Genomic DNA, 24,316 nt, shown 5'->3' with positions numbered 1-24,316 from the left:
CACGGATGGACACAGATGAACACGGATCAAAAACCGTTTGGTTACGTGTCATGAAATTATTCCGCTCAGTCGGCTAATACCAACTTTCTTAAATCTACGACGTAACGGAACCAGTGCGAACTCATAGAAATGATGCTGCAATTAATAACAACGGCAATAATCGTCAATGACGCCACCAACCATCTCCGACTGCGAATACAAGCGACAAACCCACCTATGCCGCAAATGGCGCCGAAGCAAGCCGCAAAAAATCCGGCAAGGAATAACTGAAATGTCAAACCCATCGGACGAATCTCTGTCCCAGGAGCGAGATGAGCGGTATCAACGTAAAATGTCCGTAGTAGGTAAGCGATACGAAGTAGGGCGAGAAGCGCAACGCCCCACGGCGAGATCACCAAAACCAGTAGCACTCGATTTGGAATCACTGCTTTGGAAGACACGGGTGTTCCCATAATGTCTAACGAAGAGCAGGCCAAACAGGGGTTTGGTCTGGCAAGAATCGGTTTGGCTCGATTCGGTCTTGCATGTGGCGATTTTCGGTGGATTCGGTGGTTTGGCAAGCCGTTAGTTTGGCCCAATCATTTGAACCACGAAATACACAAAACACACGAAAGAGGCACAGATTTTTTCATGTTTCCGTTTTCGTATCATTCGTGTGTTTCGTGGCCAAGAAAATCCGTGTCCATTCGTGTCCATCCGTGGTTTCAATCCTGAATGGCGCGCAGAAAAATCTTCCCACGCCGCCGGGATGCCGGAACAGCTCCTCCGAATCACCGAAACGATTCTTCATGACCGAGTTTTCGGATAAACTCGGCTTTATTCTTAATGCGGACGTGACTCCAGAAATACTGGTCTGGATAATGATACAGGTAGATGTCGCCGGGAGTCTTTGTGTCGATGCGATCATCAATATAAAAGTCAATCACGCGGCCTTTCGCATCAGTGAACCGGCCACACCTTGTCCCCCCATCGAAGAGATAACCCCCAGCCGTTCCCATCTGAATGGGTGGCGTTATTCTTGTCCAACCTTGCACAAAATCGTTTTTGGATGGTAAATGCAGACATCCTGTGAGCAGAAGCATTAGCATGAGAACAAATAAGCTCTTCATCGCTGCCAAATGAGCGACAAAATTGGATTTGATCGCTTTCATGATGATGGACGCTAACGCGCGATTTTGCGCCCGTCCAGCAAGGAGTTTTGCCCAGACCTAACCAAGCTCCGCATTTCTCCGCGTCTTTGCGTCTTTGCGTCTTTGCGTTAACTTTTAATCCGTGTCCATTCGTGTCCATCCGTGGTTTCAATCCTGAATGGTGCGCAGAAAAATCTTCCCACGCCGCCGCCTGGTCGGAACAATCTTCGCGTGACACTCAAAGACGCACAAACGCGCCACGCCAAACTGGTTGCGACCATCCGCCGCCACGATCACGCCTATTACGTCGTCGGCCGCGCCGAGATTACCGATTACGAATACGACCAGCTTTTCCGGCAGTTGCAGGAGTTGGAACAGGAGTTTCCATCCCTCGTCACGCCCGAATCACCCACGCAACGCGTCGGCGGCGCGCCCGCCGAGGGTTTCGTCCGCATCCGCCATCTGCAACCCATGCTTTCGCTCGAAAAGATCGAAGCGTCCGAAGTGCCCTCGGTCGAGGCGGAGCCGGATCGCGACCGCCGCAATCGCGCTCAGGACGAAAATACGCTGGGCGGATTGAAAGCTTTTGATCTGACCATCCGCAAACAACTCGGGCGCGAACACATGGAATATGTGCTGGAGCCGAAAGTGGACGGCGTTTCGCTAAGCGTGCATTACCACTACGGCAAACTCGCGCTCGGAGTGACGCGCGGCGACGGCACGTTCGGCGACGACATCACCGCCAACCTGCGTACCGTGCGCGCCATCCCGCTGGAATTAAATCTTAAGAACCCGCCCGAACTGCTCGAAGTGCGCGGCGAAGCGTACATGGCGAATCAGGATTTCGAAGCTTTGAACGCGCGGCTCGAGGCCGCCGGTGAAAAACCTTTTCCCAACGCGCGCAACGCCACCGCCGGCGCGTTGAAGTTGCTGGATCCGCAACTCGTCGCCGCGCGTCCGCTCAATGCCGTATTTTACGCGATCGGCGCGTACCGTAGCGGCGACGCCTCGTCGCCGACCGATCACCGCAACACTCCCGGCGACCTGTTCCTGACCGACGACGCAACGTCGTCGCCAGATCAAGCGCGCCGGGGTGGCGCGGCCCCACCGTTCGCTTCGCACGCGGAGATGCTGCGCGCGTTGGCGAAGTTCGGTTTGCCCACGCTGAAAAAATGGTGGCTCTGTCCCGACATTGCCACCGTGCTCCAGGTGTATCGCGAGGAAATTGTGGCGCACTACGATGAAAGCCGGGATCTGCGGCAACAGTTACCCTTTGAAATTGACGGCATCGTGCTCAAGGTGAATCGCTATGCCGATTGCGCGCGCATCCCCAACAAGACCCGCGCGCCCGGTTTTGCCATCGTGCATAAGCCGATTCCGTGGATCACGCCGGCGGAAACCCTGCTGCGCGACATCACCGTGCAGGTCGGACGCACCGGCGTGTTGACGCCCGTGGCCGAACTGGAACCCGTGTTCGTGCAAGGCTCGACCATCGCGCGCGCCACGTTGCACAACGAGGATGAAATCCGCCGGAAGGATATCCGGATCGGCGATACCGTGGTCATCCGCAAAGCCGGTATGGTGATTCCGGAAGTGCTGACCGTTTTGAAATCCAAGCGTCCCGCCAAGGCGCGGGCGTTTGATCTGTTTGAATATGTCGGCGGCAAATGTCCGGCGTGCGGTGGGTCAATCGCGCGCGAAACAATTGCGGACGGGGCCACCCAGGCCGTGGCGTGGCGTTGTCAGAACGTTGCCGGTTGTCCGGCGCAACTCACGCGGCGCGTCGAGTATTTCGCGCAGCGCAAGGCGTTGGACATCGAATCGCTTGGCGGCATCGTGGCGGAAAAACTGGTCGAGCGCGGGCTGGTGAAAGAGCCGCTGGATTTGTTCGATCTCAAGTTGGAACAACTCGCCAAGTTGAATCTCGGCACGGACGAAGCCCCGCGCGTGTTCGGCGAGAAGAACGCGACGAAAATCATCGAAGGATTGCAACGCGCCAAAACCGCGCCGTTACAGCGGTGGATTCACGCGCTGGCGATTTCTGACGTGGGCGAGACGACCGCCAAACAACTCGCCGCCACGCATCGGACTTTGGAAGACCTCGCCCAATCCGCCGTGCTCCGGGACATTCTCGCGCTGGGCACCAAGGAAACCGAACGCGCCGAGATCAGCCCGCGTTCCCGCAAAAATCCGCCAAAGACCGACGCGGAAAAAGCGGCGCGCGAAAAACGCGATGCGAAACTCAAGGCCGAGATTGCGGAGATTGAAGCGCGCTTGGAACAAGGCGGATTAAAGGCGCGCCTGCCCGAAGTCGGTCCGGTTGCCGCCAATAGCGTGCTGAATTATTTTGCCTCCGACGCGGGGAAAAAGGTGCTCGGACGACTCCGTGAATTGGGCATCAAACCAAAGAACGATTTGCCCGCCGCCACGGCTGCTGCGCCCGGGCCGTTGGCCGGGAAAACCGTGGTGCTGACCGGCACGTTGCCGACGCTGACCCGCGAGCAAGCCACCGCGATGATTGAAGCCGCCGGCGGCAAGACCAGCAACAGCGTGAGTAAGAAGACGGATTATGTCCTGGCGGGAACGGAGGCCGGTTCAAAACTGACCAAGGCGCAGGAGTTGGGCGTTCCCGTGATTGACGAAGCCGAGTTCCGTCGGTTGCTTGGCGGCAAATGAACCACTGCTGCCGTCCGGCAGTTCGGTTGTGATGGCGACTCAATCCGCCGGTTGCCCCGCAGCGGTCTTGGCGGTTTCCAATTCCTCCCAACGCTGGTAAAGCGCCGCCACCGTTTCCTTGGCCGTCGCCAAATCCGCTTTCAACTGATTCGTCTGCGGCGCGTGGGTGCGATGAAAATCAGGCGCGGCAAACAAGCCTTCGATGCGCGCAACTTCTTCCTCGGCGGCGAGAATCCGCGCTTCCATGCCTTCCAGTTCGCGCTGTTCCTTAAAGGATAATTTGCGCGGTTTGGCGGCTTTGGTGGCTGCATCTCGTGCGAGGACGGCGGATTTATTGGTGGCGAGAATGGCCGCGCTCTCACGAGCCGCAGCCACGTCCGCGCGCTGTTTCTTTTCCAGATAATAATCGTAATCACCCACGCTGTGATGAATCCGGCCATCGCCCTCGAACGCGAGGATGTCCGTGCAAACGCGATTCAAGAAATACCGGTCGTGACTCACCACGCACACCACGCCCGGAAACGCGAGCAGCGCTTCCTCCAACACGCGCAGCGTTGGCAGGTCCAGATCGTTCGTCGGCTCGTCGAGCATGAGAAAGTTGCCGCCCGCCTTGAGAATTTTTGCCAGCAACAATCGGCTCCGCTCGCCGCCGCTGAGCTTGCGCACCGGCGTGGTGATCCGGTCGTCCGCAAACAAAAAGCGTTTCAAATAACTGCGCACGGAAAGCCGCGCGGCCCCCCACAACACAAACTCAGTGCCGTCCGACGCCTCCTCCAGCACCGTGCGATCATCGTTCAATTGCTGCCGCGATTGGTCCACGTAATTAAACTTGGTCAGCGGCCCGGTTTTGACCGTGCCTTCGGTCGGCTCGATTTGACCCAGAATGATTTTCAACAGCGTGGTTTTGCCTAAACCGTTGCGTCCGCAAACGCCGATGCGCCGGCCATTCTCAAAATTGAAACTGAAACCGGAGAACAGACGGTGGCCGCCCAGGACCATGCCCAATTGGGTCAGTTCCACGGTGCGATTGCCCAACTGTGGCGGGGGCGGAATGACCAGTTCCATGTCGGTGTCAATCGTGGGCCCCGCTTTCGCCGCTTCCGCGTAATAACGCTCGAAGCGGTTCTTCTGTTTGGTGCGTTGCGCGCGCGGGCCGGTGCGCACCCAGGCCAGTTCCTTTTTCAGAAACATCTGGCGTTTGTGCTCCACCACCGCCTGCGCCTCTTCCCGTTCGGCTTTGGCCAGCAGGTAATCCGTGTAGTTGCCCGCGTGCGCCCAGAACTTTCCGTCGTCCAATTCCACCATGCGCGTGACCACCCGATCCAAAAAATAGCGGTCGTGCGTGACCACGAGGAACGTGCCGCCAAAATTTTCCAGAAACTCCGCCAACCATTCGATGGCTTCCGGATCGAGGTGATTGGTCGGCTCATCGAGAATCAAAAACTCGGGACGCGACACGATGGCGCGCGCCAGGGCCACCCGCCGCTTTTCGCCTCCAGAGAGACGATCAATCCCGCGCGTTCCCTCGGGACAGTTCAATCGGGAGAGCGCGGTTTCGATCCGCTGATCCAACGTCCAGCCCTCCAGCGAGTGAACCCGATGCTCCAGTTCCGCATGGCGGTCGGAATCCGGCGGCAACGCTTCAAACGCGGCGATCAACCGCAACACTTCCGCCGCGCCCGCCCGGACGTTGCCGCGCACATCCAGCGTGGGATCGAGTTGAAAATCCTGCGGCAGATAACTCGTGAATAAATCGTGACGCCGCGTGACCGTGCCGGAATCCGGCGTGAGCAATCCGGCCAGCACCTTGAGAAACGTGGTCTTGCCGCAGCCATTGCGCCCCACCAAACCAATCCGTTCCCCCGCTTCAACGGCGAAGGTCGCGGCATCCAGCAACGTTTGGACGCCGTAACGCACGGTCACTTCGGTGGCATTGAGCAGGGTGGACATTTTATTTCACAAACGCGGGTCAACCGATTCGCTTTCCAAAGCCAGCACACCAAAGACGGCCTCATGCACGCGGCGCAAGGGTTCTTTGCGGGTGAAACGCTCAAGCGATTCGATGCCGAGCGCAAATTCGCGGAGCGCCAGCGAACGTTTCGTGGAAAGGCCGCGCGCCCGCAGGCGTTCGAGATTTTCCACCGCCGTGTATTCCGGGCCGTAAATGATGCGGAGATATTCGCGGCCCCGGCACTTCACGGCCGGCTGCACCAGTCCGCGCCGGCTTTTGGCGATGAATTCCAACGGCTTTACGACCATGCCTTCGCCGCCACGCCCGGTCAGTTCTTCCCACCAACGGATGCCTTCGGCTTCGCTTTCGGGATCAGTCACATCAATGATGCGGAACGGCGTAGCGACGATGATGCCGCTCGCGAGTCGCGCCAATGTTTGCATGTGCCAGTCGTTTGGTTTGTCAACGTGAACCTTTCCTTCGCTGGCGAGCAGATGAAACGGCGCGAGTTTCAAATCGTTCACCGAGTTCACCGGCCAGCAGTAGCGGCGATAAGCTTCGATGTAGTCGTTCACCATTTGACGGCGCGCCGTTGTATGGGCGAGCAGTTCGCTCACGTCGAGGCCGCGGACGGCGGCTTGCTCAAGCGCGGTGACTTCCGCCGCGAGTGTTGCTTGCGCTGCCGTTCCCACGGCGGCGTATTGTTGTTTCAACAATTCCTGCGCCTTGGCCGACCACGGCATCAATTCACAGTCGAGGCAGAGCCAGTCGGTTTTGAATTCATCCCAGAATCCAGCGGCACTGGCAGCGGTGCGGATGCGCTCAAGAAATTCCGCTTCCAACGTCGTGTTGTCGAAAAACCTTCGCCCGGTGCGGGTGTAACAAATACCAATGCCTTCCCCGGTCACGCCAAAAATTTTTCGCGCCGCATCTTCGTCGCGGCAAATGATGACCACGGCGCGCGAACCCATGTGTTTTTCCTCGCAGACCACGCGCGGCACGCCCGCATGGCGAAAGTAAGCGAAGGCTTCCGCCGGATGTTCCAACCAACCGGGCGCACTGCTGGTCTCGCACGGCGACATGGTGGGCGGCAAATAAATCAGCCACTTGGGATTTGCGGCGAAACGGCTCATCACTTCCAACGCGGCGATGGAATTCTCCTCGCGAATGGTCACGTTGCCATGCAGGCGGGTGCTGACGATGCGTTTGCCCGTCACGTCGGCGAGATCGAGCAAATCGTCGTGCTGTTGTTGCGCAGACAAGGTCGGAGCTTGGTCTTCCGGCGGTAGAAATGGTTTGCGAGATTCGGCGTAAGTTTGTTTTGCCGGAACGGAGACGAGTTCCTTTTCGGGATAACGCAGCGCGGTGAGCTTCCCGCCGAAAACGCAGCCGGTGTCAATGTTGATGGTGCGGTTCAACCACTCCGGTTCGGGCACGGGCGTGTGTCCATACACCACCGCCGCCGCGCCGCGATATTCGGCGGCCCAATTGTAACGCACGGGCAGGCCGAACTCATCGGTTTCGCCGGTGGTTTCGCCGAACAGCGCGAATTCGCGCACTGCGCCGGAGCCGCGTCCCTGCATGGATTCTTTCATACCAGCGTGTGCGACCACCAGTTTGCCATCGTCGAGAACGTAATGACTCACCAAGTCATCAATGAATTCCGTCACGCGCTTGCGGAAATCCTCCGGCTCGTTGGCGAGTTGCGCCAGAGATTCCGCAAGACCGTGGGTGATTTGCACATCACGCCCGCGTAGTTTCCGCATGAGTTTCACGTCATGGTTGCCGGGCACGCACAACGCCGTGCCGCCGGCAACGGCGTTCATCACCAACTTCAACACCTGTGGAATTTTTGGCCCGCGATCCACGAGGTCGCCGACGAATACTAGCTTGCGTCCATTGACCGGTTGAACCGTGAGGGTCGTTCCATCCACGCCATGTCCGAGTTGGCGAAGTAACTCCACGAGTTCATCAAAACACCCATGAATATCGCCGATGATGTCGAACGGCCCATGTTCTTGTTTCAAATTATTCCAAAGCGGCTGCCGCTCGATGACTACGGCTTCAATTTCCTCGGGCGATTTCAGCACATGAACATGGCGAAACCCTTCGCGCTCCAGTCCGCGCAATGAGCGATGCAACTGCTGCGATTGCTGGCGAATGACGTGCGGGCCAAAATCCCGGTCAGGTCGCGCTTTATTGCGGTCATGCGCGACGCGCTCCGGCAAATCCAAAACGATGGCCACGGGCAGGCAATGAAATTCGCGCGCAATGGTGACGAGTGATTTACGTGATTCCGGTTGCACGTTCGTCGCATCCACCACGGTCAATTTTCCCGCCGCGAGCCGTTTGCGGGCGATAAAGTGAAGTACTTCAAAAGCATCCTTCGTCGCCGCCTGACTGTTCTCGTCGTCCGACACCAGACCACGGCAATAATCGGAAGACAAAATCTCCGTTGGCTTGAAATGTTTCCGTGCGAAGGTGCTCTTGCCCGAACCGGATACACCGATCAGGACGACGAAGGAAAGCTCTGGGATGGTGAGTGTCATCAAGAAACCAGCATCTATTTGGGCAATTCTTTTCCAGCTCGCCGAAATACAGCTTTGCGTATTAACTCGGGTTTACGCTTTCGATTGCCAAAGTTGGCCCATGCATCAATCCACATTTCCATTCTCACTTTGTCACCCAGCGCGCAATAGGCAACGGCGCGGTGTTGAAAAGCATCGAACCGACTGTCCGAATCTTCAGGAACGCCCGCAAGCCAACTGTCACAATTCTCCAGCAGCGCACTCCAATCCTGCCGCGCCTCGAAAACGTCCCCGCGAATCTCCCAAGCATCGCCATTCGCAGGTTCTACAGTCAAAACGCGCTCGGCAACCGCGAAGGCTTCGTCATAGCGCTCGATATGTATTAGCGTGTCGCCTTTGCAGGTCAGCGCCGGACTCAAAGCAGGTTTCTCCGCTAACACGCGCTCCAAAACTCGAAGGCAGTCGTCGTAGTTGTCGGCGTAATGAAGTTCCCAGGCAAACGCCAATCGAGATGCCGCGAGGTCCGCACACTTGGGCAGTTCTTCCACCCAGGATTCAAATGCGCTATCAGTCGTGAAAGCAAAACGAATCAGTCCGTTCCGCAGTGTGCTCCGCGAGTCGCCTGCAAAGAACTCCAACGGCACTCGCAATCCGCCGTGATGTTCGACAAAATCGAGCAAATCCTTCGCGGCAGCAGGATACGTCCTCTCCAAATAGGGGAGAACAAACTGGCGCGTCCATTCGTGCTCCATCTTTTCTGCATACCACTCGACGTTCTCCTTCCGGTCAGCGAGCCAACGTCCTCGGCGAACACGATTGGTCTCGTCGTGATGATGGGCGACTTCATGGACAAATGTGCTTAACGCTCGCAGTTTCAAATAAAATTCGGAAATGTTACGGGCGAGGGGAAGTTTGTCGGCATCGTAAACATGGGCGTGCAGTTTGATTTGGCCTGACCTCTGGGCGTAAGTGCCGAGACAGACGCCGGAATAAACGCCGGGCAGTGTCTCACAAGACAATCTTCCCGTGAACGGATCGCGATCCTCACGTTCGTCTGCGTATTCTTCGTCAATATATTCCTTGCCCAGAATCAACTTGATGGAGGATATGCCCTCAGTGGCTGCCGCTGGAAGTAATCCCAAAACAGATCTCAAGTCTTCAACCGAAGCGCTGTGATGCACATATTGGCCGACGTTGTGCATCTGGATCGGAATCGTCTTGGAGTCAGAGCCTGCTAGCGGCGCACGTACGCGTCGGCGTTCATCCGCTACCTGTCGTTTGATGCGACGTTTGCGCCTGAGTTCGCCTTGTGCTTTGTCTAGCGCTTCACTTCGTTCCGTTACCGCCGCGAATTTTTTCTTCGCGATTTGCGAGAATGTCCTTCTGGTTGTGTGGATGCTGCGTGACATTGAAATAATTTATTGCTTGGCGCTTCTTTCAAACACCCCCATCTGCGTCGGCGAGCCGACCACCGAATCTTCCGGGCCGATGGGCAGAAAGCGCACGTTGTAGCCAAAGCGAGCGGCCACACCATTCGCCCATTCCCGAAATTCCGCGCGTGTCCACTCGAAGCGATGGTCGCGATGGCGGAACTTCCCGGCGAGCAGCGTTTTCCATTTCACGTTGTATTCGCGATTGGGCGTCGTGATGACGATGGACTTCGGCCGGGCGCACTCGAACAGCACGCGCTCGAACGCAGCCAATCGCGCGGCATCAAGGTGCTCGATAACTTCCACCACGGCGGCGGCATCAAAACCGGCCAGACGTTGGTCGCGATAAATAAGCGAGCCATGCAGAAAGCGGAGGCGATTTTTCTGAACGGGCGGAAGGCGGTCATAATGTAATCGGTCATGCGCGATTTCGAGCGCGCGATGCGACACGTCCATACCGACGATTTCGGTGAACTGTTTTTCTTTCAGCAGGGCTTGGAGCAATTTGCCTTCGCCACAGCCCAAATCTAAAACGCGCGCCGCGCCGGTGCTTTTCAACGCGGCCAGCACCGAGCCAAGACGCTGTTCGTTGAGGCTGATGCTGCGCTCAATGATTTCTTCTTCCGCCGCGTGGACTTCGGCAACGGCGTCGGGATTCGGTTCAGCTTCATCCGCAAGTTGTGCCAGCGCGTCGTCCACCAGACTGCGTTGGTGCTTGAGATAGCGACGGGTAATGGCCTCGCGCTCGGGATGCGACATCAACCAACCCTCGCCATGGCGCAAAAGTTTCCGCACCTCGTCATCGCTCACCCAATAGTGCTTGTCATTGTCCAGCACCGGCACGAGAACATAAAGATGCGACAGAACCCGCTGCAAAGGCAGGCACGCGTTCAATTCCACTTGGAAATAGGCGCTCTCGCCCCAGCCGGGAAATTTCTCATCAAGCGGCAATCGGCGTGCGGTCACGGCGTAGCCGAGCGGCTCGAACATTTTCCTCAGAAACTCCTCACCGCCCCGGCACGGCAGCGCAGAGAATACCACACGCAGAGGTAATGGCGCATCGGCCAGTTCGGGACGCTCCTTGCTTTTCCCGGAAAGCGCGCTACCAAAAACTTCGGCGATGGCGACGCTCAAAAAGGACGAGGCGGCGTAAGGCCGGTCGTTGACGTATTGCTCCAACGCGCCACCTTCGCCCGCCGGGCCGCGACGATTTCGCACCAGACCAACCGGATCAACTTCTACCAGCAGCCCAACGGTGCATCGTTCCGGCGTAGCTTCGGGGTAAAAAATGTGGGCTTTGCCAAATGAAAGATTGAACGACTGTGAGCGCGCCGGATTCTTCCGAAGCAGGTAACCGATGTCGGTCGCCGGCTTTCGCGTCGTGGTCAAAGTTAGCAACATGGCGTGACGATTTTATTCTTTTGCCGCTGGGGACGGCAACGCCGACAGCGAACAATTTTTATTCATTTTACCGAAATAGTTGGCGAATCATGCGTTGGCAAACAACGCGACGGAATTTTGCCGATATCGCAGGCGAAATGCACTGTATCAGAAATTGTGACCGGGGCAAAGCGCGTTACGCCAAGGTGGAACAACCATCAAGTCCAGCCGTCGCCGCACACAGAACATTCTTACTAAATAAATATTGTCTTACATTTATCATTTGTCATAGTTGTTTTAGAAAGGTGAAATAATCATGAATACCGCCTACGTTACTTCCAAAGGTCAGTTGGTTGTCCCCGCGCGCATCCGACGGCGGTTTGGCATCAAGCCCGGCACGCGCATCAATTTCGTGGAGGAAGGCGAACGTATCATCTTCCAGCCCGTTACGCGCGAATACATCAGCAGTTTTCGCGGTATTTACAAACTCAAGCCGGGCGAAAAATCCGTGGTGCAAGAGCTTCTGGAAGAACGCCGCGCCGAAAAGAAAAAGGAGGACCGCGCATGAAACCCGTTGTTTTGGATGCCTCCGCGCTGCTGGCGCTGTTCTTTGATGAGCCGGGTGCGGAAAAAATAGAACATTTGTTTCACCTGGCTTCCGAAGCGGATCGCCCGGTCTTCATCAGCGCGGTCAACTGGGCGGAAGCGCTTTACAAAATGGAGCGCAGGCACGGCAAAGCCGGCTTGGAAACCGCGCGCCGGTTTGAACGCACGACACCGTTGGAAACCGTGTCGGTTGACCAGGAACAGGCGGAAGCGGCCGCGCAGTTGAAGAATAAATATGACTTGGGATTGGCCGACGCCTTTGCCGCGGCGCTGGCCAAGAATAAAAAAGCCGAACTCGTGACGGCTGACCAGGAATTCAAATCCGTGGAAAAAGAAATTAAAATCAATTGGTTAAAATAAATCGAATTACAATTGCCGCCGTTGCTGCGCGGGACCACTCGCGGGTTGAACGCTGCGGTTAGGTACTTCTTCGTGCGTCATCTTTCGCCCCTTCAGGGCTTGGATTCATTTCGTCCGTTGACCCAGGGCGGCGCTCGTTTCACTACACTTCAACACGACCACAAAATCATTCAAATGATTCGCCGCAGACCAAAGCGTGAACGGCACCGTGTCTGGCGCCGTCACTTGAGCACCATTCCCAAGCGCTTTGGCCACGGCTTCGACCGCGAACGCCCGGAGAAATCAAACCTTGATGACTTCAACCCGCTCACTTTCCAAGGAATGCGCCGGCAGCCGGGTATCCAGCGTGACGAGCCGTCCCGAATGGCGGCGAGCCACTGCGACCAGCCAGGCGTCATTGACCTGTTGGTGGCCGAGAGCCCGGGCGTAAATCGCAGGCTCGTCCGCGACCGGCGCGGGCCAGAAATGATGCCCCTTGAGCCGCGTCCATTGTTGCAGCAGCATGGCGGCCTCCTGCGGAGAAACCGCGCTGACAGTGTAAGCGGGATTGGACGAAAGCCGGATAAAACCAAGCTGCGTGAACGCACAAGTGGCCCAGTTCTTCTTTCCCTGGGCGGCAAACCAGCCATGCGCCTGGGCGTGATGCTGATGATTGGGCCAAGCCAGCGCGAGCAGGACATTCGTGTCCAGCAACGCGGTCTTCACGTTGCGTCCTCCGCCAGCAACTCCTTCGCTCGCGAACTGGGAATGATGGCCGCATCAGGTTGGACTTTGAACACCGGCAACCCGGCCTTGCCGACGCTCGGCGGGTCGGCGCGCAAACCGCGGCGGGCCAGTTGCGAAAGCACCTGACCCAGCTTCTTGCCCGATGCTTGTGCCTGGGCCTGCGCCGCCTCAAAAACATCGTCATCCAAAGTCACGGTCGTTCTCATACGCTGATACAGTGATGCAGTGATGTCGCAAAATCAAGGCCGTGGACCGGAATCGCTCTCACGCGAACGTGCCTCTGCTCGAACCGGACACGCCAACCATCACCATGAAGGGAAATTCCGGGATGGTGAGATTTATCTGCAGAATCCGGCAGCGTTGCTTGCGGCGGCGGCCCGTTCAAATTTCACCTGTTGCCGACAACACCTCACGCACGATCTTGGGATGCAAAATTTTACCTCGATGAAACGGAACGACGACGCGCACGTCACCACGAAAGTAAATTCGATGACTTCCTTTTGAACGCATGAGTATAAAACCGGCAGCCAACAAGCTGCGCTCCGCCTCCGCTGCGGTGAGGCGGGGCAATTTAGGCATGCGCGATCTCCAACGAAGTGGCGAGAATGGTTTTAGCGTTCAGTCGCCGCCGTTCCATCGGCTTTAGGGTTTCCACATAAAGCTCCGCCGCCTCGCGCAAGTTGGACAACGCCTCCTCCACGGTGTCTCCCTGCGTGTGACAACCCTTGAGTTCCGGGCAATAGGCAAACACGCCGTCCTTGTCTTGTTCGATGATGGCTGTGAGCTTGCAAGTCATGGAGGCAGAATACGCGGCACTCAATGCCTTGGCAAGACACACACGGGCGGGGCGTTCCGCACAAATGCGTCTCTGCTCGAACCGGACACGCCAACCATCACCATGAAGGGAAATTCCGGGATGGTGAGTTTCATTCAGTGAGCTTCCTCGTTCTCTTGCGCAGCCTATTTGAAAGGGCCAAAGGCCCGAAAGAAAATAGCCCAGGGCAAAGCGAGTCCGCGAGCGTCCCCCCGGGTTAATCGTCCACAAAATTTCCAAGCCCGGAAAGGGCGGCAGAAAAGCGGCGGAGTTTCAACGAATGGTTTCCGACGCGCACATTCCGAGATCAACCCAGCGCCAGGCTTTGTCTGACAAACAGGTACTTCTTCGCGTGTCATCTTTCGCCCCCTCAGGGCTTGAATTCATTTCGTCCGTTGACCCAGGGCGGCGCTCGTTTCACGACGCTTGCCCTGGGCTATTCATCTTTCGGGCTTCCCGCCATTGCACTTTTGCTGGCGCGGCGCTGGTAGTAGATCGCCGTTTTTTCAAACACCCCCGTCCGCGGTGGCAGCTTAACGCTTGATGAAGTTTGATGAAAGTCCAGTCTCGCCAGGCTGGAGCGGACGGTTTAGAGTGGTTGCATTATGAAAACTCCGGCGCGTTTCTTGTCTCTGGTCGGTCTGCTGGCGTGGGTGATTTGCTCACACGGGGCGGATGATTTGACCAAGATCACCACGGTCAGTTTGAACGGCCCGTGGCAGGTGGTCGAAGCGGGCGGCACCAACTGGTTGCCCGCCAAAGTGCCGGGCTGCATTCACACCGACCTGCTCGCGGCCCAGCGCATCCCCGATCCATTTTTCCGTGAGAACGAAAAATTGGTCCAATGGGTGGGGGAAACCAACTGGATCTATCGGCGCACGTTCCTCGCGTCACCGGAGTTGCTGCGACACCAGCGGATTCTGCTGCGGTGCGATGGCCTGGATACGCTGGCTACCGTGCGCTTGAACGGCAAGGAATTGGGCCGCACGGACAACATGTTTCGCACCTGGGAATTTGACGTCAAAGAAGCGCTGGCCGCCGGCGTTAACATCATCGAGGTGGCGTTTGATTCGCCCCTGCCGGTCATGCGCGAACGCAACGCCGAACGGCCGATGTATGAATGGATCGGATCGCACGAACCATCGGGTCGCGCCTGGGTGCGCAAGGAGCCGTGCAACTTTGGTTGGGATTGGGGTCCCGTGCTGATCACGTGCGGCATCTGGCGCGACATCCAACTGGTGGCGTTTGACGAGGCGCGCTTTACCGACATATCCATCCAGCAGGACCACGCCGTGAAGGATCAGGTCGCGCTGACGGTGCAGGTGGAAGCGGAAACGGTCAGTCAAGAACCGCTGACGGCGATCATTGCCGTGCAGTATGGCGACAAGACGCTGGATCGGACTTTCATTCCGCTGACGCAAGGCAAGGGCGCGGGCGCGTTGGTGATCAAACAACCGCAACTTTGGTGGCCGGTCGGTTTGGGCGGCCAACCGTTATATGACGTGCATGTGGGCTTGATGAATCTGGACACCGACCTGCTGGATTACACCGTCAAACGTATCGGCCTGCGCACCGTGAAATTGCTGCCGCCGGATCGCAACCAATCGCTGCGTCTGGAGGTGAACGGCGTGACCGTTTTTGCCAAGGGCGCGAATTGGATTCCCGCGGACCCGTTTCCCAATCGCGTCACCACGGAAAAATTGCAGCGCTACGTCAACGACGCGGTGGCGGCAAACATGAATCTGCTGCGCTTCTGGGGCGGCGGTTATTACGAGGAACCCGCGTTGTTCGAGGCGTGTGATGCCGCGGGCATTCTGGTCTGGCTGGATTTCAAATTCGGCTGCTCCAGTTATCCGGCGTTCGATCCGGCGTTCATGGATAACGTGCGTCAGGAAGTGCGCGATAACGTCAAGCGTCTGCGCCATCACCCGAGCATCGCGGTCTGGTGCGGCAACAATGAAATCTCGCTCATGACCAAGGCGGAATGGTCCACCAACAGCATGGGCAAGGCGGATTACGACAAGCTGTTCAGCGACCTGATCGGGGGCGAGGTCCGGCGGCTGGCGCCGCAGGCCGTGTACGTGCCCGGCAGTCCCGAGGTGGGCGACATCCATTCGTGGGGCGTCTGGCACGGGGACAAACCGTTTGAGAGTTTTCGCGAACTCAACGGGTTCATGAGCGAGTTCGGTTTTCAATCCTTCCCCGAACCGTCCACCGTGGCGACCTACACCCTGCCGCAGGACCGCGCGTCGTTGCTCACGCCCGTGATGCAATGGCACCAACGCTCCTCCGGCAACGGCAATCAAAAGATCAAAGACACCACGGCGCGTTACTTCCACGAACCGAAGGATTTTGAAGGCGCTTTGTGGTTGAGTCAGATTCTGCAAGGGTACGGAATCAAAATGGGCGCCGAGTTCTGGCGGCAAAACCAGCCCGCCTCCATGGGTTGCGTGTTCTGGCAATACAACGATTGCTGGCCGGTCACCAGTTGGTCTTCGGTGGATTACTACGGCAACTGGAAGGCGCTGCAATACTTCGCGCGACACTTTTACGCGCCGGTGCTCGTGTCTGGTTTGGAAAATCCCACCAACAATTCCGTGGCCATTTACGCCACCAGCGATTTGCGGGAGGAAAAACCAGCCACCGTCAGTTGGGAAGTCACCACGGCTGACGGCACTTCGTTGCAACGCGAGAACCGTCGGGTGACGCTCGGTACACAAGCGAGTCAGTTGGTCACCAAACTCGACCTGCAAGCGCTGGCGAAAAAACATGGCGCTGAAAATCTGATGGTCTGGTTGAAACTGGAGACGCTGGGTCAACCGGCCTCGGAAAATCTGGTGACGCTGGCGCGGCCCAAGGAGCTGCCGCTGGTGGACCCATGGTTGCAAACGGACATCAAGGCTTCCGGCAAACAATTCGTGGTGCGCCTGGACGCGCGGCATCCCGCGCTGTGGACGTGGCTCGAATTGAAAGGCAGCCGGGCGCGTTATTCGGACAACTTCGTCCACGTGCGGGCGGGGGCGCCGGTGGAGATTGTGGTCACGCCCGATCAGCCGATGACGCCGGAACAGTTCCGCGACGCCTTGTACGTTCACAACCTGTTCGATACTTACAACTGAGCCACGCGATGACGCACCGACTCGGCGGACGCGACGTTCATTCCCGCGCCGTTTGCACGGGCAGCGCCGAAAGCGTCACGCCGGGGTTGGTTTCGCCAAAGTAACTGGCCGACCATTCGTTGCTGAACAGCACCACGGGATTTTGCCCGAGGTCGTAAGCGATCCGCGCGCCGGTGGGCAAAACGAGCGCATCCAGATCGTCCTCGCGAATCGTCGTGGGCAACCAACGCACGACCGTCCACGGCGCGGATTCCAACCGCGAAACCGCGCCGTATTCGCTCTCGAGTCGGTACTGCACCACCTCGAACTGCAACGGCCCCACCGCCGCAAGCAAGGGCGTCTTCACCGAGGAATGACGGAGGTATAACGCCTGAATCACGCCCTCTTGCAACAGTTGGTCCAGTCCCTGACGGAACTGCTTGAACTTCGCGGTATTCGGATTGTGCAGGTAACTGAACGCTTCCGGGGTGAAGCGCGGGATTTCCTTATAGACGATGGTCGGATCCGTCGTGAGCGTGTCGCCGATGCCGAAAGCGTCGTGGCCCACCAGACCGATGATGTCGCCGGGATACGCTTCGTTGAGCGTTTCGCGGTCGTTGCCAAACACCTTGTGCGAACTGGAAAGCCGCACCTTTTTTTCACTCCGCGAATGATACACGGTCATATCGCGCTCGAACCGACCTGAACACACGCGGATGAAAGCGATGCGATCGCGGTGCTTCGGGTCCATGTTCGCCTGAATCTTGAAAATGAAACCGGAGAACGCCGGATGATCCGGAGCGATTTTGACGCCCGCCATCATGCGCGGCTGAGGTGGCGGCGAATGTTTCAAAAATCCATCCAGCAACAGTTGCACGCCGAAGTTATTGCTCGCGCTGCCGAAGAACACCGGTGTTCGTTGCCCCGCCAGCACCGCGGTTTGGTCCCACATTTCGCCCGCCAGTTCCAGCATCTCCAATTCCTCCACCGTGTGCGCGCGCGTGGCCGGATCGAGCCGTTCCTGAATCAGCGGATCCTCCAGGCCGCCAATTTCCACCGGGGCGCGAAATTGGCCGCCGACCGTGCGCTCGAACAGGTGCATGAGTTTCGTCTGCCGATCATAAACGCCCTGAAACTCGAACCCGCTGCCGATGGGCCAGTTCACCGGAAACGCGCCGATGCCCAGCACCCGCTCCAGCTCGTCGAGCAACTCGAGTGGATTTTTCATGGGGCGATCACACTTGTTCATGAACGTGAAGATCGGCACCCCGCGCTGCCGGCAGACCTCGAATAATTTGCGCGTCTGCGGCTCGATGCCCTTCGCGGAATCAATCACCATCACCACCGCATCCACGGCGGTGAGCACGCGATAAGTGTCTTCGGAGAAATCCTTGTGGCCGGGCGTGTCGAGCAGGTTGATATGGTAGCCATCGTAATCGAATTGCAGCACGGTGGAACTGATGGAGATGCCGCGCTTCTTTTCGAGTTCCATCCAGTCGGACGTGGTGGCGCGCTGGTTTTTGCGCGCGGTGACGCTGCCCGCGAGTTGCACCGCGCCGCCGTACAGCAACAGTTTTTCAGTTAACGTCGTTTTCCCCGCGTCCGGATGGGAAATGATGGCGAAGGTGCGTCGCCGCGCAATTTCTTGAGCTATACTCACAAAGGTCGGAAACGGTAGCAAAAATTGGCTCGCGAACAAGTCAGGAAAGCGGTCGGCTTAAGGAGCAGAGGATCGCCACCTGGTTTGAATAGCGACCCGGCAACGCGGTCAGCGTCGCCGCCAAACCAACAGACGCACCCCATTCTTTGTCGGCCCGGCTCGGACTCAGCGCAGTCGGACGCGCGCGTAACTGATTGTGTGCGGACTGCCTTCACGTTGCCCCAGCAATTCCAGCGTATTTGAAGGCGGCGAACCGGCGCGAACGGTGGCAGTGAAGTAACTGGTGAAAGGTTTTTGAAAATTCACTTTCACCGCCGGACTGATGGCGCCGTTCGGCAGAATTTCCGACACGCGATTTTCGGAAACCCGTTGCCCGCCGGCATCCGTACCCCGCACGTAATAAATCACGAACAGCCGGTGGTCGGGCGTGACCTGAAATCGTGGGGCCGAGGGAATTTCCTGCGCGCCACCTTCCTCAGCCATCAGCAAGGTGCGGCGGCCCGTCAGTTTGCCGGCATACACCGTCGCGTAACCAATCGCATGACTTTGTTTGGCTTCCGGAAAAAACCTGGCGCGCAACCGCTCGTCCAGCGCCCGCTCGGCCCACACAATATGCGCCGTGCCGTCTGGACCGACCCAGAGATCGCCCGGCATGATCCAGCCGCAGGTCGAGTCGCGGCTCGCCACCTCGATCCACGGACTGAATTTTCCCGTGGTGACGTCCGGACACCACGTAAAAAACAGTCGCCGAAAGTCGTAGTCCCATTGCTGGCCGGTGAGCTCCTTTTTGTAGTCTCGCCATTCCGGGTACGGCTCAATGATGTCGCTGACCCCGCAAAAATAAACCGCGCGGTTTTGCAGCATCACGTTGGGATAACAAACGCGGATCGGTTGCGGTTGTGGATATTCCCGACCGTCGGGCCAGCGCAACTGACCGTTAAACCATTGACCGTCCCGATCCCGAAACGTCCATTCGGCGTGGGTGTAACCTATGTTTTGCAACAGGATGAATTCCCGGCCCGGGCCATCCGCCGCAAAGCTGCGATACGAATGTTCAGTGAATTGAGGCTTCCCCTGCCACTGCGGCGCAATGATCTCCGGCGAACGTTTCAGGTCGCGCGCGGTCCACTGCAAAATCTCCGGACGCGCCGGACCACTATAAGCCTCACGATTGGTGACCAGGGTGGGGTTGACTGAAAGCAGCAACCGTCCATCGGGAAAGCCCGCGACGGGTGAAGGTTCGCGGGTGCGATCAGTTTCATCCGTGCGCACCAACTTCCACCCGTCCGTTCCGCGTTGATAAAGCGTCCAACGACAATTATGGAGCGGCTTGGCGCCCGGGAGGGTTTCAATCCCACTGGCGAAAAGCTCATCACCGCTGCGCACGAGACAAGTGGACCCGCTGCACCATAACGGCCCGGCGCCGTTGTTCGCCGGTGTAAACGTGTAAACATCCTCCTCAATTTCAACCACCGGGCGGATGGATTCAGCTGCCGCAGCATGGTTAAGGAAATCGCGAGAACCGACAAAGCTCAGCAGGACGCAAAGCAATGCCACCGTGGCTGTGGCGGGCTTGAAACCGAGCGGCAACCGCTCGTTACGGGCCGACAAGGCAAGGTTGCGACCGCAACCTCTTCGAGATCGAACTGGCGCACTGGATCGCATCATAATTGATACTGCGGAATCTTGAGCAGTTCGCCGTTTTGCAATGCCGATTGATGCGCCACGATGCCGGAGACGGTCAGGTTCAAGGCCAGCGCCACGTTCACCAGCGGCGTGCGATCCTGTAAAATGGCCGTGACGAATTCATTCATCAGATAACCGTGTGAGCCACCGTGTCCCCCGGATTCCACGCCCGGTGGCAACGGCGGACGTTTGATGTCGGTCTGCAACTTTTCGAGACCGCGAAACTGATTGAAATAGACCGAACCCTTGTCGCCCCGGATGCGTCCCATCTCGCCTTCGTTGGTGGGCGTGTCCCAACTGACGCCCATGCGCGCCATGCCGCCTTCACTCGTGCGGAACAGGGCGATCTCCGTCCCGAACGGATTCCGATAGCGGTTATTCTGCGGTTGCAGATGGGGGATGCGACTGGGAATGCCCATGCAGGACACCTCCGTGAAGCTGCCCTGCGTCACGCCCACGTAATAGGCGTTCGAGTGGGTGGGATACCATTGCGGTGGCAGCCCGACGCGCCAGCCCTGGTAGGAATCAATCGGCTGTTCCATGTAATGAAAATACTCGCCTTCGGCATAAACAATCCGCCCGAGCTGGCCCGCCTGATACAGTTGCCGCATCGCATAGAGGTCGTCGTGAAAACAGGAGGTCTCGAACATCATGTATTTCAATCCGCTTGCCTTCACCGTCTGGAACAGGCGATCCGCGTCTTCCAGCGAACCGAACACCGCCGGCACCGCCGTGCCCACGTGTTTGCCATGCTTCAACACTTCGATGCAATGCTGCGCGTGACTCGGCGCGTCCGTGGCCACAAACACCGCTTCAATCCGGTCGTCCTGCACCAGTTTTTCCAACGAGGGATAGGTGGTTTTACACTTCACGACGGAAGCCAGTTCCGCGCAACGGTCGGGGAGAAGATCGCTCACCGCGACGATCTCGACGTTCGGATGATTTTGGAAGCCGAAGGCGGCGGAAAACTTGCACACGCCATAGCCGACCAGTCCGACGCGCAATTTCCGATCGGAAACCGGTTGCCAACCCGCGTGGGTTTCAGCAGTCGTGGGTGCGGCTTCAAAACCGGCAATCGGCTGCGTGGGCGTTTGCGCCTGGGCGGTAGCGGCCGGTGTCAACCCGAGCGCGGCGGCGCCCAAGCCGACGGTTTGCAAAAACGAACGTCGGTTGAGCGCCGGGGAAGTTGGGGATGCAGTCTCCGCAACACTTTTGGGTGCGGCCGCAGATGGCGATTGCTTCATGGCGCGAGTGTAAACGCCCATTCCACTTCGTAAAGCCGAGAACGGATGCGTAAAAGCCGCACGGCGTGCGAGGGTTATGGATGTTATTTCCGCGGGCGGGACGCGTTCCACCGCGTCCCTGAACCACAACGGAAGCAACCGACAGGATGACAGGGCGTCGTCCGCACTGTCGCGCACGCACGTCCTCGGTCGGTTTGTGAAAACCATCGCCGTGCGCCGCAAACCGCACGCATGAGTAATCCTTCCATTCGCAACACCATCACCTGCTTTCCGATCCCGCTCTGGCGACTTGGGATGGGAGGCGAAGCGGCTTAACAAACGCACCATTTTCCGAGTGGCACCATTGAACACACTCCCCGCTGACCGTTGGGAAGGATCACAGCTTGACAAGTAGTTTGGGCGAGCTCAATTTACGGACACAATTATCACGCGACAAACAAGCCAATGCAACCGTCGCTCACTCAACTCTTAGGCCACCTCGCAAGACGATTATGAATACACGCATTCTCATCACAGCGGTCGTTGTGCTCGGACTCTCAATTCCAATCTTTGGCCAAGGGGTGCTATACCAGCATTACGGTGCGAACGACCCGACAACTGAAGGGTTCACGCTCGTTACCAGCGGGACTGGCGGCACAGCGTCAGCGATTCAAAATGATGACGGTGTGGCAGCGTGGAGTACACAGGTTGGAGCTGGAGGCACTCTTTGGTATTCCGGGCAGCTAAGTTCTGCAGCTCTGGCTCAGAGCGACTGGATACTATCGGTCAATATGCGAGTACTACAGTCCGGCCGTTCGTATGAGAATAGTTTCGTTCAGGTGGGGACCTACAATCTGTGGTTTGCTGCCAAAGCGAACGGAGACCCGATTGTTCGAGCGGGCGCATTTGCCTACGGGCCAGTTTTCGTGATGGATGGAGTGGGTGCTGGTTATCACGATTATCAATTAAGATATAGCCACACTGCTGGAAGTGCGGAGTTGTGGGTTGACGGAGTGATGCGCTTGCCTGGAATTACGTCAAGTGGGCCGTCCGACTTTTCGGTTCTTAGGTGGGGCGACGGTCAGGCTGGGCCATCCAGTGCATATTGGAATTCAGTTTCCTTGCAAGTTGTTCCTGAGCCTTCCAGTCTCGGCTTGATGCTTTTAGGGCTTTCATTGATTTGCCGCAAATGGCCTATTTGCCCCGCTTCTTCGTCAGTTCCTTCCGCAATTTCGCCAACGGTAGCGTGTTGATGACATCCGCCTTGGTGAGCCAGCCTTTGCGCGCCACCCCGGCGCCGAGTCGCAAATATCCCGCATCGCCATTGCGGTGGGCGTCGGGATTGATGACGCATTTTACACCTTTGCTCCGCGCGTAAAACCATTTGCGCCAGTCCAAATCCAGCCGCCACGGATTGCAATTTAACTCAATCCACGTGCCCGTTTCGGCGCAGGCGTCAATGACCGCTTCTTGATTGACCGGGTAAGGTTCCCGTTCGAGCAGCAGCCGTCCAGTCAGGTGGCCCAGGATATGGACGTATTTATTTTCCGCCGCGCGAATCAGGCGTCTGGTGTTTTCGGCTTCATCCTTGGCGGGCACGTGCAGACTGGCAACGACAACATCCAGTTCGGCGAGCAACCGATCATCGAAATCCAATTTATCCTTCAGCACGTCCACCTCGCTGCCCGTGAGCAAACGAAATTCCTGTCCCGCATCCGCCAGTTTTTGATTCACCGCTGCAATCGCCTTGATCTGTTCCCGCAACCGTTTCGGATCCAGTCCATTGGCTTGAAACGCGGCGCGCGAATGGTCGGTAACCGCCCAGTATTGCAAACCCAACTCGTCCATGTGCGCGGCGGTTTCCTCCAAGGTATTATGGCCGTCGCTCCAGGTCGTGTGATTATGCAGAGCGCCCTTGAGATCGGTCCATTCGAGCAGCCGGGGCAGTTTGCCCTGCTCCGCCGCCATAAATTCGCCGTGATCTTCGCGCATCTCGGGCGGCACATAAGCGAGGTCCAGCGCGGTAAAAATGTCCGCCTCGGTTTTACAGGGCAACCGCAGTTTGGGATCGCGGGTTTCCTGCTTGGACTTGAACAGGCCGTACTCGTTGAGTCGCAAACCGCGCGCGATGGCGCGCTGCCGCATCACGATGTTGTGTTCCTTGTTGCCGGTGAAGTAAGCCAGCGCAAACGGATATTCCGCGTCGGAGACCACGCGCAGGTCGGCCTGCATGCCGTTGGCCAGAAGCACACTGGCTTTGGTGTCGCCCTGAACCACCACGTTGCGAATGTCCGGCAACGCCACAAAATGTTCGATGACCGATACTGGTTGGCGCGAGGCAACCAGGAAATCAATGTCGCCAATGGTTTCGCGCCAGCGCCGTAAACTGCCCGCCAGGTCGCACCGCAGCACCTGCGGATGTTGTCGCAAATTTTCCAGAATCGGCTCCGCGGCCTGCAAAGCTTCATCCAGGCGCGTGCGCTGCGCGTAGAGACGACGGTACGCAATGCCTTTGAGCAAATTCTCCTGCGTCTTCGCGCCGAATCCCGGCAGCTTTGCCACTCGCCCCGCCTGGCACGCCGCTTCGAGCTTTTCGAGCGAGTCCACCCCGAGCTGTTGGTTGAGTGCGATGATTTTTTTCGGCCCCAAACCGGGCACGTCCAACATTTCCACCAGACCCGCGGGCACGGAGGCTTTCAATTCCTCGTAATACCGCAACCGTCCGGTCGTCACCAACTCGGTGATTTTCTGTTGCAACGCCGCGCCGATGCCTTTGAGTTCGCCGAGGCGTTGTTCCGCGACCACTGTGGCCAGCGGCTCATTCAGGCTCTCGATCATGCGCGCGCCATTCTGGTAGGCGCGGGTCTTGAAAGGATTCTCCCCCTGGAGTTCCAGCAAGGTGCCGATCTCGATGAGGATTTCTGCCACGCGCTCTTTGTCCATGCGTTGGTTGTAACGCAAACCCGCTTTCAGGCCAAGTGGCAAAGGGCGCGCGGCTGAACCCCGCGACCGCGGACCGACCCGCCCGCTTGCCGGCGGATTCCAGCG

At 57.9% G+C, this 24,316-nt stretch carries 17 protein-coding genes and 1 pseudogene; 4 read left to right on the top strand and 14 right to left on the bottom strand.

The window, feature by feature from the left end:
- Window positions 1-770 precede the first annotated feature (770 nt).
- On the bottom strand, window positions 771-1,151 hold the full coding sequence (locus tag M9920_08345) for a hypothetical protein (GenBank protein MCO5052298.1): 381 nt from the start codon (window positions 1,149-1,151) through the stop codon (window positions 771-773).
- 210 nt (window positions 1,152-1,361) lie between these two features.
- Here M9920_08345 and ligA point away from each other — a divergent pair, with 210 nt between their 5' ends.
- Window positions 1,362-3,806, top strand: coding sequence for an NAD-dependent DNA ligase LigA (gene ligA, locus M9920_08340; GenBank protein MCO5052297.1), 2,445 nt, complete (start codon window positions 1,362-1,364; stop codon window positions 3,804-3,806).
- A 39-nt stretch (window positions 3,807-3,845) separates the two neighbouring features.
- Here ligA and M9920_08335 read toward each other — a convergent pair whose 3' ends face one another.
- From M9920_08335 to M9920_08320, 4 genes are read right to left on the bottom strand one after another with little or no spacing between them, the layout of a single operon-like run.
- Entirely contained in the window at window positions 3,846-5,756 is a 1,911-nt protein-coding gene (locus M9920_08335) for an ABC-F family ATP-binding cassette domain-containing protein (protein MCO5052296.1), read from the bottom strand.
- Window positions 5,757-5,762: 6 nt separating this feature from the next.
- Window positions 5,763-8,306 carry a polynucleotide kinase-phosphatase gene (locus M9920_08330; GenBank protein ID MCO5052295.1) on the bottom strand — a complete coding sequence of 848 codons (2,544 nt, stop codon included), beginning with the start codon at window positions 8,304-8,306 and terminating at the stop codon, window positions 5,763-5,765.
- A 14-nt stretch (window positions 8,307-8,320) separates the two neighbouring features.
- Window positions 8,321-9,694, bottom strand: coding sequence for a hypothetical protein (locus M9920_08325; GenBank protein MCO5052294.1), 1,374 nt, complete (start codon window positions 9,692-9,694; stop codon window positions 8,321-8,323).
- Between the two features lie 9 nt (window positions 9,695-9,703).
- Window positions 9,704-11,116, bottom strand: coding sequence for a 3' terminal RNA ribose 2'-O-methyltransferase Hen1 (locus M9920_08320; GenBank protein ID MCO5052293.1), 1,413 nt, complete (start codon window positions 11,114-11,116; stop codon window positions 9,704-9,706).
- 295 nt (window positions 11,117-11,411) lie between these two features.
- Here M9920_08320 and M9920_08315 point away from each other — a divergent pair, with 295 nt between their 5' ends.
- Both M9920_08315 and M9920_08310 read left to right on the top strand, forming a co-directional pair.
- Window positions 11,412-11,663 (top strand): AbrB/MazE/SpoVT family DNA-binding domain-containing protein, encoded by a 252-nt coding sequence (locus M9920_08315; protein ID MCO5052292.1) that lies wholly within the window; start codon window positions 11,412-11,414, stop codon window positions 11,661-11,663.
- Window positions 11,660-12,061 (top strand): PIN domain-containing protein, encoded by a 402-nt coding sequence (locus M9920_08310; GenBank protein MCO5052291.1) that lies wholly within the window; start codon window positions 11,660-11,662, stop codon window positions 12,059-12,061. The genes M9920_08315 and M9920_08310 overlap by 4 nt, the downstream gene beginning before the upstream one ends.
- Window positions 12,062-12,223: 162 nt before the next feature.
- Here M9920_08310 and M9920_08305 read toward each other — a convergent pair.
- From M9920_08305 to M9920_08285, 5 genes and pseudogenes are all read right to left on the bottom strand, one after another.
- A pseudogene (locus M9920_08305) lies at window positions 12,224-12,319 on the bottom strand (ADP-ribosylglycohydrolase family protein).
- A 24-nt stretch (window positions 12,320-12,343) separates the two neighbouring features.
- On the bottom strand, window positions 12,344-12,766 hold the full coding sequence (locus M9920_08300) for a PIN domain-containing protein (protein MCO5052290.1): 423 nt from the start codon (window positions 12,764-12,766) through the stop codon (window positions 12,344-12,346).
- A complete protein-coding gene (locus tag M9920_08295) occupies window positions 12,763-12,993 on the bottom strand; it encodes a hypothetical protein (GenBank protein ID MCO5052289.1) in 231 nt (76 codons plus the stop codon). Before M9920_08295 ends, M9920_08300 begins: the two co-directional genes overlap by 4 nt.
- Before the next feature lie 175 nt (window positions 12,994-13,168).
- Entirely contained in the window at window positions 13,169-13,366 is a 198-nt protein-coding gene (locus M9920_08290; GenBank protein ID MCO5052288.1) for a type II toxin-antitoxin system HicA family toxin, read from the bottom strand.
- Window positions 13,359-13,583: a type II toxin-antitoxin system HicB family antitoxin gene (locus tag M9920_08285; protein ID MCO5052287.1), complete on the bottom strand. Its 225-nt coding sequence runs from the start codon at window positions 13,581-13,583 to the stop codon at window positions 13,359-13,361. The genes M9920_08290 and M9920_08285 overlap by 8 nt, the downstream gene beginning before the upstream one ends.
- A 623-nt stretch (window positions 13,584-14,206) precedes the next feature.
- On the opposite strand from M9920_08285, the gene M9920_08280 reads away from it, so the two are divergent.
- Window positions 14,207-16,720: a glycoside hydrolase family 2 protein gene (locus M9920_08280; protein ID MCO5052286.1), complete on the top strand. Its 2,514-nt coding sequence runs from the start codon at window positions 14,207-14,209 to the stop codon at window positions 16,718-16,720.
- Window positions 16,721-16,757: 37 nt separating this feature from the next.
- Here M9920_08280 and M9920_08275 read toward each other — a convergent pair whose 3' ends face one another.
- The 4 genes from M9920_08275 to polX form a co-directional block, all read right to left on the bottom strand.
- Entirely contained in the window at window positions 16,758-18,359 is a 1,602-nt protein-coding gene (locus M9920_08275) for a peptide chain release factor 3 (GenBank protein ID MCO5052285.1), read from the bottom strand.
- A 165-nt stretch (window positions 18,360-18,524) separates the two neighbouring features.
- Entirely contained in the window at window positions 18,525-19,970 is a 1,446-nt protein-coding gene (locus tag M9920_08270; protein MCO5052284.1) for a hypothetical protein, read from the bottom strand.
- 53 nt (window positions 19,971-20,023) lie between these two features.
- Window positions 20,024-21,289: a Gfo/Idh/MocA family oxidoreductase gene (locus tag M9920_08265; protein ID MCO5052283.1), complete on the bottom strand. Its 1,266-nt coding sequence runs from the start codon at window positions 21,287-21,289 to the stop codon at window positions 20,024-20,026.
- Window positions 21,290-22,462: 1,173 nt separating this feature from the next.
- Window positions 22,463-24,211, bottom strand: a complete 1,749-nt coding sequence (gene polX / locus M9920_08260) for a DNA polymerase/3'-5' exonuclease PolX (protein MCO5052282.1) — start codon at window positions 24,209-24,211, stop codon at window positions 22,463-22,465.
- Window positions 24,212-24,316: the final 105 nt, after the last annotated feature.

Source organism: Verrucomicrobiia bacterium, from assembly GCA_023953615.1.
Lineage (GTDB): Bacteria > Verrucomicrobiota > Verrucomicrobiia > Limisphaerales > JADLHS01 > JADLHS01.
This window is presented reverse-complemented; position numbering and strand designations above follow the sequence as displayed.